This window comes from Sphingomonas sp. BK069 (assembly GCF_014193405.1).
GTDB lineage: Bacteria > Pseudomonadota > Alphaproteobacteria > Sphingomonadales > Sphingomonadaceae > Sphingomonas.
The window spans coordinates 337,141-353,132 of sequence record NZ_JACHZH010000001.1 but is presented as its reverse complement, the minus strand read 5'-3'; the positions used below and the strand labels follow the sequence as shown (position 1 = coordinate 353,132).

General features: G+C 71.7%; 14 protein-coding genes. 3 read left to right on the top strand and 11 right to left on the bottom strand.

The annotated features are described in order from the left end of the window. Positions 1-13: 13 nt before the first annotated feature. Complete coding sequence (locus FHY02_RS01730; RefSeq protein ID WP_183919899.1) at positions 14-814, top strand: RNA methyltransferase; 801 nt, start codon at positions 14-16, stop codon at positions 812-814. 562 nt (positions 815-1,376) lie between these two features. On the opposite strand, the gene FHY02_RS01725 is transcribed toward FHY02_RS01730, so the two are convergent. The 4 genes from FHY02_RS01725 to recR all read right to left on the bottom strand — a co-directional run bounded on the left by FHY02_RS01725 (position 1,377) and on the right by recR (position 4,672). After that, complete coding sequence (locus FHY02_RS01725) at positions 1,377-1,784, bottom strand: putative quinol monooxygenase (protein ID WP_221198456.1); 408 nt, start codon at positions 1,782-1,784, stop codon at positions 1,377-1,379. 38 nt (positions 1,785-1,822) lie between these two features. Then, positions 1,823-3,217 (bottom strand): DNA recombination protein RmuC, encoded by a 1,395-nt coding sequence (locus FHY02_RS01720; RefSeq protein ID WP_183919897.1) that lies wholly within the window; start codon positions 3,215-3,217, stop codon positions 1,823-1,825. 279 nt (positions 3,218-3,496) lie between these two features. Next, positions 3,497-4,030 carry a peptide deformylase gene (def, locus tag FHY02_RS01715; protein ID WP_183919895.1) on the bottom strand — a complete coding sequence of 178 codons (534 nt, stop codon included), beginning with the start codon at positions 4,028-4,030 and terminating at the stop codon, positions 3,497-3,499. Positions 4,031-4,075: 45 nt separating this feature from the next. Beyond that, positions 4,076-4,672, bottom strand: a complete 597-nt coding sequence (gene recR / locus FHY02_RS01710; protein ID WP_183921378.1) for a recombination mediator RecR — start codon at positions 4,670-4,672, stop codon at positions 4,076-4,078. A gap of 55 nt (positions 4,673-4,727) precedes the next feature. Between recR and fmt the strand changes: the two genes are divergently transcribed. Together fmt and truA are read left to right on the top strand one after the other, a co-directional pair. Then, positions 4,728-5,633: a methionyl-tRNA formyltransferase gene (gene fmt, locus FHY02_RS01705; protein WP_183919893.1), complete on the top strand. Its 906-nt coding sequence runs from the start codon at positions 4,728-4,730 to the stop codon at positions 5,631-5,633. Further along, positions 5,630-6,373, top strand: coding sequence for a tRNA pseudouridine(38-40) synthase TruA (gene truA / locus FHY02_RS01700; protein ID WP_183919891.1), 744 nt, complete (start codon positions 5,630-5,632; stop codon positions 6,371-6,373). Before fmt ends, truA begins: the two co-directional genes overlap by 4 nt. Positions 6,374-6,570: 197 nt before the next feature. On the opposite strand, the gene FHY02_RS01695 is transcribed toward truA, so the two are convergent. The 7 genes from FHY02_RS01695 to smpB all read right to left on the bottom strand — a co-directional run bounded on the left by FHY02_RS01695 (position 6,571) and on the right by smpB (position 15,789). Next, positions 6,571-7,746: a class I SAM-dependent RNA methyltransferase gene (locus FHY02_RS01695; RefSeq protein ID WP_183919889.1), complete on the bottom strand. Its 1,176-nt coding sequence runs from the start codon at positions 7,744-7,746 to the stop codon at positions 6,571-6,573. Next, positions 7,743-9,143 carry an NAD(P)H-hydrate dehydratase gene (locus FHY02_RS01690; protein WP_183919887.1) on the bottom strand — a complete coding sequence of 467 codons (1,401 nt, stop codon included), beginning with the start codon at positions 9,141-9,143 and terminating at the stop codon, positions 7,743-7,745. Before FHY02_RS01690 ends, FHY02_RS01695 begins: the two co-directional genes overlap by 4 nt. A 408-nt stretch (positions 9,144-9,551) precedes the next feature. Further along, entirely contained in the window at positions 9,552-11,273 is a 1,722-nt protein-coding gene (gene ilvD / locus FHY02_RS01685; protein WP_183919885.1) for a dihydroxy-acid dehydratase, read from the bottom strand. A 332-nt stretch (positions 11,274-11,605) separates the two neighbouring features. Continuing rightward, entirely contained in the window at positions 11,606-11,953 is a 348-nt protein-coding gene (locus FHY02_RS01680) for a response regulator (RefSeq protein ID WP_183919883.1), read from the bottom strand. A 51-nt stretch (positions 11,954-12,004) separates the two neighbouring features. Then, complete coding sequence (locus tag FHY02_RS01675; RefSeq protein ID WP_183919881.1) at positions 12,005-14,419, bottom strand: ATP-binding protein; 2,415 nt, start codon at positions 14,417-14,419, stop codon at positions 12,005-12,007. 320 nt (positions 14,420-14,739) lie between these two features. After that, positions 14,740-15,306, bottom strand: a complete 567-nt coding sequence (locus FHY02_RS01670) for a DUF2062 domain-containing protein (protein WP_311731724.1) — start codon at positions 15,304-15,306, stop codon at positions 14,740-14,742. Next, positions 15,307-15,789 (bottom strand): SsrA-binding protein SmpB, encoded by a 483-nt coding sequence (gene smpB, locus FHY02_RS01665; RefSeq protein WP_183919879.1) that lies wholly within the window; start codon positions 15,787-15,789, stop codon positions 15,307-15,309. Between the last annotated feature and the right edge of the window lie 203 nt (positions 15,790-15,992).

Here is a 15,992-nt window from a genome sequence, read left to right as displayed (position 1 = left end):
CCGCCGCCAGCCTATGCCCCGCACCGTCACCGCTTACTCCAACCCGCTCGTCAAACGGGTCCAGGGCCTGCGCGACAAGCGCCACCGCCGCGAGGAGGGGCTGTTCCTCGCCGAGGGGCTGCGCATCCTGACCGAGGCGCGCGAGACCGGGCGCGTGCCGGTCTACCTCTTCTTCGCCGCGGCGAGCGCGCGCCACCCGCTGGTGCTCGCGCTGGTCGAGGCGGTCGAGGCGCGCGGCGGCGAGGCGATCGAGACCATCCCCGACATCCTCTCCAAACTGTCGGGCAAGGACAACCCGCAGGCGGTGGTGGGCGTGTTCGAGACGTTCGAGACACCGCTCGCGGCGCTCGACCGCCACGCCGCGCCCATCTGGCTGGTGGCGGAGCGGCTGCGCGACCCGGGCAATCTCGGCACGATCCTGCGCACCGGCGACGCGGTCGGCGCCGGCGGGCTGATCCTGGTTGACGAATGCGTCGATCCGTTCTCGACCGAGGCGGTGCGCGCCAGCATGGGGGCGCTGTTCACGGTCCCGATCGCGCGCGCGCCCTGGGCGGAGTTCCTGGCGTGGCTGCGCGGCGGCGCGGGTCAATTGGTCGGGCTGAGCCTTCAGACCGAACAGGGATATCGTGACGCGCGCTATGCCGCGCCGACCTTCCTGCTCACCGGCAACGAGGCGCAGGGCCTGCCCGAGGCCTATGAGCGCGAGTGCGACCTGCTGGTGAAGCTGCCGATGCTGGGCAAGGCCGACAGTCTCAACGCCGCGGTGGCGACCGCGGTGATGGCCTATGAGGTGCTGGCGCAGCATCGCAGGTGACTGATGCGGCGTGCGCCGGCGCGCGAATGTTGCGAATGTTGAGTCGTGGGCGAGGTTCGCGACAGGGGCGAATGTCGCCAATGTTGAGTCACGGGTGCGGGTAGCGATCGGTGCCGCGACGCGCGCGCGGATCGCGCGTGGCAGACAGGAGCGGCGCGGTTGCGGCTGTGCGGTCACGCCGTCGTGATAATGCCTGAAACCTCACGTAGGACAGAACAGCTGCGCGAACCGTGGGTGCCGAAGCAGGGCGCAGCGGTGCCGAGAGAACGCTTCATTAGCGTGTTGGGCGAAGCGCCAGCGCTTTCCTGGTGCTATCCACCGCGGCGGGGCAGGAATGCGGCATAAAAAGGTATGACGCGCGCCGGCGCTTCACGTCCCGCCGTCTTCCCGGACCTGATCCATATACATCTTACCGCGAGGCCAACCGCTTATGCGTACGCGGCGCGATGGAGTGCGGGACGACGGGGCGGCACCGGGCGAGCGGAAGCTGTGCGAATTGCGATATGTGATCATCCCGGCGGCGGGGGAGGTCAAGCGTGGGCCGCGCCCACGCGCGCGTTGCTCACAGGCAGGTGACGGGGCCGCCCCTAGCCCCCTTCGACTTGGCGCAGAGCAGGATCGGATCGGTCTCGACCAGCCGCAATGATCGCACCATCCGCTCGGTCGCGCTCTTGTATCTGAGGAAGTGCGGCGAACGGATATGCGCCTCGTAAGCGGCGCGGCTGGCATAGACTTCGAGGAGGCGCACCGACGTCGGCCGCTCCACCAGCGCCACGGAGTGGAGCATCAGCACGCCGGCTTCGAGACGCACCGACGCCTCCTGTTCCTCGGCGAGAAGCCGCTTGTACGCGTCGAGTTGCGCCGGATCGATCTCGAGCTCGGCGATCCGCACGATCGGCACCGGCTCCCGCGCCGGCGACCCGGGGGTGGTGGCGACGAGCGCCATCGCTGCGAAGACCATCGAACTCATGGCGATACTCCCGTCATCCTGACGGCCGACCCGTCACTTCACTCCGCGGCATCCTCCAGCGCGACCGGCTCCGCCGCCGCCAGCTTGGTCAGCGGCCGAGCCGCCTGCTCGCCGACCGGCAGCGGATCGATCGTCTTGTTGCCGGTGTCGATGTTGAGCGCCTCGAAGCGCCGCGCGCTGGTCAGCACCTGGCTCTCCAGGCTTCCCACGAAGCTATTATAGGCGCCCATCGCGGTGTCGAGATTCTTGCCGAGCCGGGCCACGTGCGTCCCCATCGTCGCCAGCCGTGCGTACAGCTCTTTGCCGAGCGCGCCGATCTCCTGCGCCTCGCGGGCCAGTTTCTCCTGCCGCCACACCGCCGAGACGGTGCGCGCGATCGCGATCAGGTTGGTCGGCGTCGCCAGCAGCACGCGGCGGTCGAACGCAAAATCCCACAGCGTCGGATCATGCTCCAGCGCGGCGGAGAGGAAATGCTCGCCGGGCACGAACATCACGACATATTCGGGCGCGTCGGCGAACTGGGTCCAATAGGCCTTGGCGCCGAGCGCGCTGACGTGCGTGCGCATCGACTGGGCGTGCGCGGCGAGGCCGAGCTGGCGCTCCGCCTCGTCCACCGCGCCGAACGCGTCCTGATAGGCGTTGAGCGAGACCTTGGCATCCACGATCAGCGACTTGCCGCCGGGGACCCGGACGATCGCGTCGGGGCGCAGCCGGCCGCCGTCCTCGCCCGCGACGCTGACCTCCATCTGGAAGTCGGTATGCTCGGCGAGCCCGCACGACTCGAGCACGTTGCGCAGCTGCTGCTCGCCCCATCGCCCGCGCGCCTTGGGCGCGTTGCGCAGCGCGTTGACCAACTTGGCCGCCTCGCCGGAGACCCGCTCCTGCCCGGCGCGCATCGCCTCGATCTGGCCGTGCAGCTGGCCGAACGCGTCGCGCCGCTCCGCCTCGATCTTGGCGACGCCCTCCTCGTAGCGCTGGAGTCGATCATTGACCGGCTGGAGCAACGCCTTGAGGCCCTGCCCGGCCTGCTCCTCGGACTGGCGCAACCGCGCCTCGGCGCGCTCCAGGAACGCTTTCTGCGCGTCGGTGAGCACGGTCTGCGCGGCGTCGCGGAAGCGCGCGCTGAGCTCGTCCGCGGCAAGCTTGAGGTCGGCGATGCGCTGCTCGGCGGCGCGCCCCTCGGCGGTGAGCCGCGCCACCTCGAGCCGCGCCGCCTCGCGCTCGTCGCGCGCCTGGGCGAGCTCGGCGCGGAGCGGCTCGGCGGCGCGCGCGCGCTCCTCCGCGCCGGCGAGATCGGCGATGGCGCGGCGGAACAGCTCGGCCTGCGCGTCGCGCTCGGCACGCATCCGCTCGGCCGCGGCGCGGGTCAGCAGCCAGCCGGCGAGCGCACCCAGCGCGAGCGCGATCAGCGCGACGGGAAGAAGATCGGTCATCGCTGGAACATAGATCGAACGGGAGCGCGATCGCAAGCGATGGGTGCGAGAGCAGGGACATCGCCCAAGGTCGTGCCCGTGCGAACGCGAAAGTTCAGAGCGGCGAGCGCGACGCTACGGGCCTGGTTTCCCGCGTGCGCGGGATCACGGGTGACGCCAGCACTCACCCTCACCCACCAGAGGCATCATCCTGAACTCGTTTCAGGATCCACCCGTTCGCGCGTCCAGACGCCGGATGGATGCGCCGCACCGTGGGGCGGCGTTCCGGCTACTCTCCCCTCACCCGCCGCGACGGAGCTTGTCCAACTTCTTCAGCAACATGCCCCGCTTCAGCCGCGAGATATGGTCGATAAAGAGCACGCCGTTGAGATGGTCGATCTCGTGCTGCATGCAGGTCGACATCAGCCCCTCGAACTCGGCCTCGTGGCGCTCGCCCGCGGTGTCGAGCCAGGTCACGCGACAGCGCTCGGGGCGGGTCACCTCGGCATACTGCTCGGGGATCGACAGGCAGCCCTCGTTGTAGCTCGACTGCTCCTCGCTCACCCAGCTGATCTCGGGGTTGATGAACGCCTGGGGCGCGCGCGCCGCCTCGGGCGGTTCGCCCTCCTCCAGCTCGCGCTCCTGCAGGTCGATCACGACGATCCGTCGCAGGATACCGACCTGGATCGCGGCGAGCCCGATCCCGCGCGCGTCATACATCGTGTCGAACATGTCGGCGACGATGCCGCGCACCTCGTCGTTCACCTCGGCGACGGGAGCGCAGGTCTCGCGCAGCCGCGCGTCGGGTACCTCTACGATCGGAAGAATGGCCATGCGCGCGAGCTAGGGGCGCGCCGGAGAAGCGTCAAGCGAGCGCGCTCACGCCACGGGACGCCGCGCGCGCAGCGCCTGCGCCAGCGTGCCCTCGTCGAGATAGTCGAGCTCGCCCCCGACCGGCAGGCCGTGCGCCAGCTGGGTCAGCCGCACCGGGAAACGCTCCAGCCGCTCGGCGAGATAATGTGCGGTGGTCTGCCCCTCCAGCGTCGCGTTCATCGCCAGCACCACCTCGTCGACCCCGCCAGCGGCGACTCGCGCGAGCAGCGGCTCGATCGACAAATCCTCCGGCCGCACGCCCTCCAGCGCTGACAGCCGCCCGCCGAGCACGTGAAACCGCCCCGGGAACAGCCGCGACCGCTCCAGCGCCCACAGGTCAGCGACGTCCTCGACGACGCAGAGCGAGCGGTCGTCGCGGCGCGGGTCGGCGCAGATCGCGCACGGGTCGGTGGTGTCGACGTTGCCGCAGGTCGAGCAGGTCGACAGCCGCTCCTCCACCGCCACCAGCGCCGAGCGCAGCGGCGCCAGCGCGCCCTCGCGCTTCTTGACGAGGTGGAGCACCGCGCGGCGCGCCGAGCGCGGGCCGAAACCGGGGAGCCGCGCCAGCGCGTTGGTCAGCGCCTCGATCTCGGGGGATGCCATGCGGAACAAGTAGGGGGTTGCGTCGCGCCGCGCCAGCGTGTCGAGAGCTGGCGCCATGCGGATCATCTTCATGGGAACACCCGAGTTCGCGGTGCCGACGCTCGAGGCTTTGGTGGCCGCCGGACACGAGGTCGTCGCAGTGTACAGCCAGCCGCCGCGCCCCGGCGGGCGGCGCGGGCGCGAGCTGGTCGCCTCACCGGTGCAGCGCCGCGCCGAGGCGCTCGGGCTGGCGGTGCGCACGCCGGTGACGCTGCGCGACGCGGGCGCACAGGCCGAGTTCGCGGCGCTGAGTGCCGATGTCGCGGTGGTCGCCGCCTACGGCCTCATCCTGCCGCGCGCGGTGCTCGACGCGCCGCGGCTGGGCTGCCTCAACGTCCACGGTTCGCTGCTGCCGCGCTGGCGCGGCGCCGCGCCAGTGCAGCGCGCGATCCTCGCCGGCGACGCCGAGACCGGCGTGGGAATCATGCAGATGGAGGCCGGGCTCGACACCGGGCCGGTGCGGCTCGAGGGGCGCACGCCCTGCGCGGGCAAGAGCGCGGGCGAGCTCACCGCCGAGCTCGCCGCTTTGGGCGCGCGGCTGATGGTGCAGGTGCTCGCCGACCCCGCCGCCTATCCGCCACGGCCGCAGCCCGAGGAGGGCGTCACCTACGCCGCCAAGATCAGCAAGGAGGAGGCGCGTCTCGACTTCACCGCCCCCGCCGCGCAGGTTGCACGCCAGGTGCTCGCCTTCGATCCCGCGCCGGGTGCCTTCGTCGAGCACGCGGGCGAGCGGATCAAGGTGCGTGCCGCGCGCGGCGAGGACGGCAACGGCGCGCCCGGCGAGGTGCTCGACGACGCGCTGCTGGTGGCGTGCGGCAGCGGCGCGATCCGGCTGCTGCGCTTGCAGCGCGCCGGACGCGGCGAGATGGACGCGGGCGAGCTGCTGCGCGGCTTCGCGCTGCCGCCGGGCACGAGGCTGTGACGCGGTACGCGCTCACCGTCGAGTTCGACGGGCGCCCGTTCATGGGCTGGCAGCGCCAGGCGCATGGGCCGAGCGTGCAGCAGGCGATCGAGGAAGCCGCACACGCGGTCACGGGCGAGACGGTCGTGGTCCACGCCGCCGGTCGCACCGACGCCGGGGTTCACGCCACCGCGATGCGCGCGCACCTCGACGTCGCGAAGCCGCTGACCGCCTTTCGCCTCGGCGAGGCGCTCAACGCGCGGCTGCGGCCCGCGCCGGTGGCGATCATCGCGTGCGAGGCGGTGGCGGACGACTGGCACGCGCGCTTCTCCTGCCTAGGGCGCGCGTACACCTATAGGATCGTCAACCGGCGCGCGCCGCTGACGCTGGAACGCGGCCTCGCGTGGCAGGTGACGCAGCCGCTCGACGCCGCGGCGATGCACGCGGCGGCGCAGCGGCTGGTCGGGCAGCACGATTTCACCACGTTCCGCTCGGCGCACTGCCAGTCGGCGAGCCCGGTAAAGTCGCTCGACTCGATCGCGGTGATTCGCGACGGTGATCGGCTAGCGGTGGACGTGGCGGCGCGCTCGTTCCTCCACCATCAGGTGCGCTCCATAGTGGGCTGCCTCGCTTTGGTGGGGCTCGGACGGTGGAGCGCCGACGATCTGGAGGGCGCGCTGCGCGCGGCGGACCGCGCGCGGCTCGGCCTCAATGCGCCGCCGGACGGGTTATACTTTGTGAGCGCGCGCTACCCGGGGTGAGGTGTTGAGCCCGCGAACCCGGCTCGCCGGCGTCGTACGCGATCTGCCCGCGCCGATCCCGACACTCCCACCGTCATCCCTGCGACAGCAGGGATCCGAAGTGCCGACGTCAGCGACATAAGTCGCTACGGCCGCGCGTCTGGATCCCCGCCTCCGCGGGGATGACGAGAGGAACGCCTTGACGGTTGCGCCGTCGCTCACGTCGCGCGCGACAGCCGCGCCGCGAGCTCGACATGGGTCGACCAGCGGAACTGCCCGACCGGCTGCACCCAGTCGAGCCGATAGCCCGCCTCGACCATCTCCTTAGCATCCCGCGCGAAGCTACTCGGATTACACGAAATATATGCCACCACCGGCACCTTGCTCGCGGCCAACTGCGCGGCCTGCTCGCGCGCGCCGGCGCGCGGTGGGTCGAGCACCACCGCATCGAACCGGTCGAGTTCGGTCGCGGTGAGCGGGCGGCGGTACAGGTCGCGGTGTTCGGTGAAGACCGGCCGCCCGGCACGCCCCGCCGCCGCCTTGAGCGCCAGCAGCGCGTCGCGCCCGCCCTCCGCGGCGTAGACGCGCGCGGGCAGCGCCAGCGCGAAGGTACCGAGCCCCGCGAAGAGGTCCGCCACGATCCGCGGCGCACCCACCGCTTCGCGCGCCGACGCGACCAGCGCCGCCTCGCCCTCGCGCGTCGCCTGGAGGAAGGCGCCGGGTGGCAGCGGCACCGCGACGCCGCCGAGCGTCACCGTCGCGGGCTCCGGCTCCCAGCGCGTCTCCGCGCCGAGCCCGTCGTCGAACGCCACGCGCGCGACACCGTGCGCCTGGGCGAAGGCGGTGATCGAGTCGTGATGCTGCAATCCCTCCGGCGTAACGCCGGTGACGAGCACGTCCGGCCCCAGGTCAGCGAGCGCGAGATGCACGTCGAGGCGCCGCTTCGCCCTGAACGAGGCGAGCAGGCGCTTGAGTGGCTTGACCAGCGCGAACAGCTCGGGCGCGAGCACGTGGCATTCGTGCAGGTCGACGAGCTGGTGGCTCTTCTCCGCGCTGAAGCCGAGCCGCCCCGAGGGCTCGAAGTGGAGCGTCGCGCGGCGCCGCGTCCGCGGCGGCGACAGCAGCGGCGCGCGGAGCGGCGCGACGAGCCCCTGCGCCGCGAGTGCCGACTCGACCCGCTCGGTGATGAAGCCCGCCCAGCTCGGATCGTCGAGATGCTGGAGCTGGCAGCCCCCGCAGGTCGGGAAATGCCGGCACGGCGGCACCTGGTGGTGTGGACCGGGCAGGACGCTGCCGTCGTCCGCGAGCGTGTCGCCCGGCGCGGCAAACGCTGCGTAGCGGCCGTCGGCGGTGACACCGTCGCCGCGACCGGCGACCTTGACGACGAGGCTCACGCGCGCGTTTCCCGGATCACCGCGGCGAGCGCGGGGGCGAGCGCCTCGGCGAGATCGTCGGCGATGAAGCCGGCGCCGAGCCGGCGCGCCGCCGCGGCGTGCAGCCACACGCCTGCGGCCACGGCCTCGAACGCGTCGCCACCACCCGCGACTCGCGCCGCGATCGCGCCCGCGAGCACGTCGCCACTGCCCGCGGTGGAGAGCCAGCTGCTCGCCTCGCCCGCCAGCAGGGCGCGGCCGTCGGGCGCGGCGATCACCGTATCGGGGCCTTTGTAGACGACGACGGCCCCGGCACGCTCCGCCGCGGCGCGCGCGGCGGCGAGCTTGGAGCCATGGACCTCGCCGAACAGCGCGTGAAACTCGCCCGCGTGCGGCGTGAGCACGATCGTACCGCCGCGCGCGCGCAACCGCTCGGGCGTGAGGAGATGGAGCGCGTCGCCGTCGATCAGCAGCGCGCGCTCGCTCGCCAGCGCCTGCTCGAGCAGATCGCGTGCGTGATCGTCACGGCCGAGCCCGGGGCCGACCACCAGCGCGCCGATGCGCGCGTCGGCGAGCGGGTCGTCGCGCTCGAGCGAGCGGCGCACCAGCGCGTGCGGCGCCTGCGGCATGGTCGCGCCGAACAGCGATACGTAACCCGCGCCGGCGCACATCGCGGCGCGCGCGGCGAGCTCACCCGCGCCCGCCATGCGGCCTCTGATCACCGCGACCATGCCGCGGCTGAACTTGTGGCTGTCGACGGGGGGAGCCGCGAGGAGCGGCGGCGCGAGCGCGCGCGTGTCGCCGCTCAGCGCGATCCCGAGCGGCAGCACGCGCACCGCACCGCAGCGCACGGAGGCGGGCTGGAGCAGATGCGCGGGCTTGGCCGCGCCGAGCGCGAGCGTGACATGGTAGTGCGGGACCTCGCCGAGCACAGCGCCGTCGTCGCTGACGACCCCGCTGGGCAGATCGACCGCGATCGCCAGCGCCGCGCTGGCGGCGAGCCGCGCCAGCGGATCGGCCTCGTCGGTCGCGAGCGCGCGGCTGAGCCCCGTGCCGTACAGTGAATCGATCAAGACGGGCGCGGGCTTGGCCGCGGCGAGCGGCTCGACCGCCCCGCCCCAGGCCTCGCGCGCGGCGATCGCGGCGGCACCGCGCGGCGCGGCAGCGGCGGCAACGCGGACAGTGCGGCCGAGCGCGCGCAGCCGCGCCGCAGCGAGGTAACCGTCACCGCCATTGTTGCCCGGGCCGCACACCACCAAGACGGCGTGAGCGCCCGCGAGCCGGTGCACCGCGTCCCCGATCGCGCGGCCGGCGCGCTGCATCAGCGACTCGACGCTGTCCCCGGCGGCGATCGCCGCCTGCTCGGCGGCGCGCATCGCCGCGGCGTCGAGCACGATCGTGCCGTCGAGCGGCGTCATGGCGTCAGGTCCCTCATCTCACGGCGCGGGCGCGATCGGCGCGGGCGCGAGCGGCACGTCTGAGCCGCATGGCGGCGCGCGTGTCAATGCGGGGGCGGTGCTGCGCGCGGATAATGCACGCGACGTGGGAGGTTAGCGGGTGTCGCCGACCCGCTTCGATGACCTGCCGAGTCGACCGCGAGTCATCGCACAGCCAATCGTCGCCCCACGCTCTTTGTCATCCCGGACTTGGTCCGGGATCCACGGTGCCGCGCAAGCAGAGGCCATCGTGCTGGTCGAGGGCTGGATCCCGAACCAGGTCCGGGATGACGGAGAGGGGTGAGGCGATGCGCTACCACCGCCAGATCCAGCCGCCCGCGATCCTCAGCGACCAACGGAAGACACTCGCGGCGCGCGACGTGCCCCCGCTCAGATGTCCGCGAACATGTGGCGCTCCGCCTTCGCGCCGGGGTGCGTCACCGCGCCCTGATACGCCGGCCCGACGTTCCGCGCGTAGCGCCACAGCGCGCCGGCGCCGTAAGCGTTCTCGCGCCCCTGCCAGCGCTCACGCCGCTCCGCCAGCACCGCCTCGTCGACGAGCAGGTCGATCGTCCCCGCCTCGGCGTCGATGCGGATCGGGTCGCCGTCCTCGACCAGCGCGATCGGACCGCCCTCGGCCGCCTCGGGGCCGACATGGCCGATGCAGAAGCCGCGCGTGCCGCCCGAGAATCGTCCGTCGGTGATCAGCGCCACCTTCTCGCCCATGCCGAGACCGTAGAGTGCCGCGGTGGTCGACAGCATCTCGCGCATGCCGGGGCCGCCCTTCGGTCCTTCGTAGCGGATCACGATCACCTCGCCCTCGGCGATCCGGCGCGCCTCAACCGCGGCGAAGGCGTCCTCCTCGCAGTCGAAGCAGCGCGCCGGTCCCTCGAACTGGAGCCGGTGCATGCCCGCCACCTTGACGATCGCGCCGTCGGGCGCGAGCGAGCCGCGCAGGCCGACCACGCCGCCGGTCGGGGTGATCGGGGTGCGGACGTCGTAGATCACTTTCTGGTCGGGGTTCCACGTCACCTGGTCGATGTTTTCGCCGAGAGTGCGGCCGGTGACGGTCAGACAGTCGCCGTCGAGCAGCCCGCCCGCCAGCATCGTCTTCATCAGCATGTAGACGCCGCCGGCCTCGTACATGTCCTTGGCGACATACTTACCGCCCGGCTTGAGGTCAGCAATGTAAGGCGTTGTTTTAAAAGCCTCAGCGACGTCGAACAGGTCGAAGTCGATGCCCGCCTCATTGGCCATGGCGGGAAGGTGGAGCGCGGCGTTGGTCGAGCCGCCGGTCGCCGCGACGACGCGCGCCGCGTTGACGAAGGCGGCGCGCGTGCAGATGTCGCGCGGGCGCAACTGGCGGCCCACCAGCTCCATCACCTGCGCGCCAGCGGCGACGGCGATCTGCTCGCGCGTGGTATAGGGTGCGGGCACCATGTTGCTGTTGGGCAGGCTCAGTCCGATCGCCTCGCCGACACAGGCCATGGTGTTGGCGGTGAACTGCCCTCCGCACGCGCCGTGGCCCGGACAGGCGACCTTCTCGAGCTCGTGCACCTCGGACAGCGGGCAGGCGCCCGCGGCATATTTGCCGACCACCTCGAACACGTCGACGACGGTGACGTCGCGATCGTGGAAGCGGCCGGGCAGGATCGACCCGCCGTAGACGAAGATCGACGGGATGTTGAGCCGGAGCATCGCCATCATCATGCCGGGCAGCGACTTGTCGCAGCCGGCGAAGCCGACCAGCGCGTCGTAGCAATGACCGCGCACGCTGAGCTCGACCGAGTCGGCGATCACCTCGCGGCTGACCAGCGAAGCCTTCATGCCCTGGTGCCCCATCGCGATCCCGTCGGTGACGGTGATCGTGTTGAAGCGACGTGGCATGCCGCCCCCCTGCTCGACGCCGCGGCGAGCGGCGTCGGCCTGGGCGTCGAGGGTGGTGTTGCACGGCGCGCTGTCATTGCCCGCGGAGGCGAGCGCGACGAACGGGCGCGCGATTTCCTCCTCACCGAGGCCCATGGCGTAATAATAGCTTCGATGCGGCGCGCGCTCGGGACCGACCGACACGTGGCGGCTCGGCAGGCGGGACTTGTCAAAGGTCTGGGTCATATCGCGCACGCCTATGTCGCGGGAGGAGGCGTTCACGCAAGTATGTTGTGGCGGAGAATCGGCTCAGGCGGCTGGGCGTACGTTGCCGTATGCGTGATCGGCTTCTCCTGGCGTCATCCCCGCGCAGGCGGGAATCCAGACACGTAGGTGCTCGATGGAGCCGCGCCGTCAGCGGTTATGGACCCCCGCTCTCCCGGGAGTAACGAGAGCGGGGGCGATGACCAAACAACGCTTCGCGGCGAACGGCCTGGGTGACGGAGGGCGCGAGACAATTCGAGCGGACCAGGAGCATGACGCAGCCCTTCGCCGCACGCTGCCAAGACGCGCCTGTCTCACCCCAGATCGGCGAGGGCCTTCTCGACATTGTCCATCGTGAACGGCTTGGCGAGCCGCGGGCGCGCGCGATGCTCGGGCGCGATCTCGTCGCCGCCGCCGCCGGTGGCGAACACGAACGGGATGTCACGCGCGGCCAGCGCGTCGGCGACGGCGAAGCTCTTCTCGCCGCCGCGCAGGTTGACGTCGAGGATCGCGGCGTCGAAGCCGCCCGCCTCCACCATCGGCAGCGCCGCCTCCACGCTGTCGGCGGTGCCGGCGTGGCTTTTGTCGAGCGCGTCGAGGAAATCCTCGAGCATCATCGCGATCAGGGGTTCGTCTTCGACCAAAAGCACGCGCATCGTCATGCCGCGTGCCATAGCGTGCTCGCGCGCCGGCGCAACACATGGTTGGACCCGTTATGATCCGCCGCGGGCCTCCTGCGCCACCAGCGCGTCGCGCGTCGCCTCGGCGAGCTGCTGGACCGAGAAGGGCTTCGGCAGGAAGGCGACATTGTCGAGGTCGATCGAGCGGCGCAGCTGCTCCTCGGCATATCCCGACATGAACAGGATCGGGATGTTCGGGTGCGCCAGGCGCAGCTGGCGCGCCAGCGTCGGCCCGTCCATCACCGGCATCATTACGTCCGAGATCACCAGCGTCGGCCGGTCGACTCCCTGCATCAGTTCCAGCGCCGCCTCGCCGTTCTCCGCGGCGAGCACGGTATAGCCCTGGCGCGCCAGCGCGCGCTCCGCCACCGCGCGGACCATATCCTCGTCCTCGACCAGCAGGATCGTGCCGCTGCCCCACAGGTCGCCGGTGCGCTGGCGCGGCGCCGGCCTGCTCGCGGCGGGTGCCGCCCCCGCTTCCGCCGCGGCGGCGGCATAGACCGGCAGATAGATGGTGAAGGTGGCGCCCTGCCCCGGCTTGGAATCGGCGAAGATGAACCCGCCCGACTGTTTGACGATGCCGTAGACGGTCGAGAGCCCGAGTCCGGTGCCCTTGCCGACGTCCTTGGTGGTGAAGAAGGGCTCGAAGATCTTGGGCAGCACCTCGGGCGGGATGCCCGTGCCGGTGTCGGACACGTCGAGCGCGGTATAGTCACCGAGCGGCACGATGTCGCTGCCGCGGCGGCGGATCTCGGCGATCGGCACCGAGCGCGTCTGGATCGTCAGCTTGCCGCCGGTGCCCTTGCTCAGCATCGCGTCGCGCGCGTTGACCGCGAGGTTGACGACGACCTGCTCGAGCTGCCCGGGGTCGGCGCGGACCGGCCCGAGGTCGCGGCCATGCTTGACCTCCAGCGTCACCGTCTCGCCCATCAGCCGGCGCAGCAGGTTCGACACCTCTGACACGACGTCGGGCAGCTGGAGCACCTGCGGGCGCAGAGTCTGCTGGCGCGAGAAAGCGAGCAGCTGGCGCGTCAGGCTGGCCGCGCGGTTCGAGTTGGCGCGGATCTGCTGGATATCGTCATAGTCGCTGTCACCGGGCGAGTGGCGCATCAGCATCAGGTCGCAATGGCCGATGATCGCGGTGAGGATGTTGTTGAAGTCGTGCGCGACGCCGCCGGCGAGCTGACCGACCGCCTGCATCTTGGTGGCCTGCGCCACCTCGCGCTTCAGCCGGTTCTCCTCGCCATTGTCCTTGAGGCTGAGCAGCACCGCGGCGTCGCCCAGCCCGCGCGCCGCGGCGATCGAGAGCGCCACCGGCTCGTCGGGATGGTCCTTGAGCCGCACCGCCAGGTCCATCGGCCGCCCGCCCCCGCTGGCGCGGCGGATCGCGTCCGCCACGGCGGCCTTGTCCTCACGGACGACCAGATCGCCCGGGTAGGTCGGGGTCGCGCCGGGCTCGACGCTGGCGGCGCGCGCGAAGGCGCGGTTCATCTGGGTGAAGCGACCCTCGCGATCGACGAGCGCGACGCCGAACGGCATCAGCATCAGCAGCCCCTCGAGGTCCTCCGCCGCGCCGCCGGCGGCGATGCCACCGTCGACGTCGACCATCGCCACCAGGATCGGCGCGTCCGGATCGTCACCGAGCGGGATCTGGAGCAGCCGCAGCGGCGTCGCGCTCGCCCCCTCGGCGAGGAAGCGGACGGTGCCGCCGGGATCCTCGCTGAGAAAGCGCGCGAGGTCCTCGTCGACGATCGTGCCCTCGGGCGTGCCCGTGGCGCGCGTGCGCAGCACCGCGTTGGCGGACAGGACATGGCCGTTGGCGGTGATCAGTGCGGCCATCACCCCCGCGGCGCCGAGCTGCTGGCCCAGTCCGCCGTCGATCGACTCGAGCAGCCGCGCCACCTGCCCGGTCGGCGCCGCCGCGCCGAGGAAGCGCCAGATCAGGAAGTCCTGCTGCTGCCCCGTGCGCGCGATCACCGCGTCGATCGCACCCGCCGCGCCGCGCAGCGAGGCGCGCGCGGTGCCGTCGCGCCACGCCGCCCGCCCGGCGACCGCCAGCTGCCCGGCGCCGTCGCCCACCAACGGTAGCGCGGGCGGGGTCGGGAAGCCGCCGAAGAGCTGCTCGTAGCGGTCGTTGGCGCACACCAGTTTCCCGCCACGATCGGTGATCGCAACCGCGTCGTCGCTCGACTCGGCGAGCGAGCGGACGAGTTCCCAGTCATGCTCGACCGCCGGCCCGGTCGCCTCGGGTGCGCGTAGCCGCATGGCCACCACCGCGACGCCGGCGAGGACCAGCGCGGCGGCGACGAAGCCGCATGCCACCGCCATGTCGCCGATCAGCCACAGCACCAGCGCCGCCGCGAGCGCGCCGGCGAGCAGCGCGATGCCCAGCGCGCCGCGCTGGCCGCGCCACCAGCCGCGTGAGTCGAGCGAGGCGAGCGGGATCATCGTGCCGCGCTCACCCGATCGTCACGCGCTGGTCTCCGGCAAGCCCCAGCGTCTCGCCCGGTTCCGCGCCGACCGCGTGACGCCAAGGCGTCATGTCACGCGCGAAAAAGGGCTTCGCTCGAAGGGCCCCCGCGCACGGCCATGCCGCCGCTGCACCCCATCGATCTCGCGGGCGGAGCGCCGCGGCGGGGCGGAGAGCGAGGGGCGACGTCGCGGCCGCGGCGGTCAAACGCATGTACGTGGCACCCTCTCGTCTGTCACAGCTGGGCTGCGCGCTCTCTTAACCACGCGCGCCACGCCGCGCCAGCGCCGCGGCACCTTCAGTGGCAGCCGCCATGGCGGCGATGCTCGTGGCGAAGCCGCCACTTGCGCGCGATCCACAGCCGCCAGCCGAGCGCCGCCAGCGCGTAGCCGAGCACCGCGGCGACCGCCGTCAGCACCAGCAGCCCCAGCACCAGCGGCGGCCCCGCGTCCCACAGCCACTGTAGCCAGCCGGTCGCCGCCTCCGCCACGGGCTGGGCCACCGCGGGCGCGTTGGAGCGCAGCAGCCAGGCGCCGATCTGATAGGCGGCGAACAGGATGAAGGGCGTGGTGAAGGGATTGGTGATGAAGGTCACCAGCGCCGCCACCGGCACGTTGGCGCGGAACGGCAAGGCGATCAGCGCGGCGATCGCGATCTGCGCCACCGGGAAGAGGATCCCCGCAACCATGCCCAGTGCCACCCCGCGCGGCACCGAGCGGCGCGTGAAGCGCCACAGCTCGGGCGCGAGCACGCGATGCGCCACCGGGCGGAGCAGCCGGCTGCGCTCCATCGACTCGCGCGTCGGCAGGTTGCGGCGGCTCCATGCCGCGATCCGGTCCCATAAGGTGAGCGGTCGCGCCGGCACTCAGCTATGCTCACGCAGCACGCGCCCGGCCTCGCGCTTCCACTCGCGCTCCTTGATATGCTCGCGCTTGTCGTGCGCCTTGCGCCCCTTGGCGAGCGCGAGCTCGACCTTGGCGCGGCCCTTGCCGTTGAAATAGACGGTCAGCGGCACGAGCGTCATGCCGTCGCGTGCCACCGCGCCGTGCAGCTTGTTGATCTCGCGTTCGTGCAGCAGCAGCTTGCGCGGGCGCTTGGGCTCGTGGTTGAAGCGGTTGCCGTGGCTGAACTCGGGAATGTTCGAGTTGACCAGCCAGACCTCGTCGCCCTTCACCTCGGCATAGCTCTCCGCGATCGATCCCTCGCCGAAGCGCAGGCTCTTCACCTCGGTGCCGCTGAGCACGATCCCCGCCTCATAGGTGGTGTCGATCGCATAGTCGAAGCGCGCGCGGCGGTTCTCGGCGACGATCTTCTTCTTGTCGAAGGTGGCGGGCTTGGGACGCGACATGCGCGCGATGTAGGCGCAGCCGCGCGCCAGGGCAAAGGGGGACGTGCGGGCCCTTCGTGATGAGGCCGGGACGATCGGCTCTGCCGGCAGATCGTGGTGGCGCTTCCGGTCATGGTTCTCGCTGGCCGGCGGCGTCCCGACGAGACGTCGTCACCCCTGCCTCCGCCATCTTCCCTAAGCCCTCGGTCATTTAATATTCTTGT

Coding starts and splice junctions, on each gene's coding strand:
- FHY02_RS01725 (WP_221198456.1), bottom strand. CDS start 1,784: ATGAGTTCGATGGTCTTCGCAGCGATGGCGCTCGTCGCCACCACCCCC.
- fmt (WP_183919893.1), top strand. CDS start 4,728: ATGCGGATCATCTTCATGGGAACACCCGAGTTCGCGGTGCCGACGCTC.
- FHY02_RS01730 (WP_183919899.1), top strand. CDS start 14: ATGCCCCGCACCGTCACCGCTTACTCCAACCCGCTCGTCAAACGGGTC.
- FHY02_RS01720 (WP_183919897.1), bottom strand. CDS start 3,217: ATGACCGATCTTCTTCCCGTCGCGCTGATCGCGCTCGCGCTGGGTGCG.
- FHY02_RS01675 (WP_183919881.1), bottom strand. CDS start 14,419: ATGATCCCGCTCGCCTCGCTCGACTCACGCGGCTGGTGGCGCGGCCAG.
- smpB (WP_183919879.1), bottom strand. CDS start 15,789: ATGTCGCGTCCCAAGCCCGCCACCTTCGACAAGAAGAAGATCGTCGCC.
- def (WP_183919895.1), bottom strand. CDS start 4,030: ATGGCCATTCTTCCGATCGTAGAGGTACCCGACGCGCGGCTGCGCGAG.
- recR (WP_183921378.1), bottom strand. CDS start 4,672: ATGGCATCCCCCGAGATCGAGGCGCTGACCAACGCGCTGGCGCGGCTC.
- FHY02_RS01690 (WP_183919887.1), bottom strand. CDS start 9,143: ATGACGCCGCTCGACGGCACGATCGTGCTCGACGCCGCGGCGATGCGC.
- ilvD (WP_183919885.1), bottom strand. CDS start 11,273: ATGACCCAGACCTTTGACAAGTCCCGCCTGCCGAGCCGCCACGTGTCG.
- FHY02_RS01680 (WP_183919883.1), bottom strand. CDS start 11,953: ATGACGATGCGCGTGCTTTTGGTCGAAGACGAACCCCTGATCGCGATG.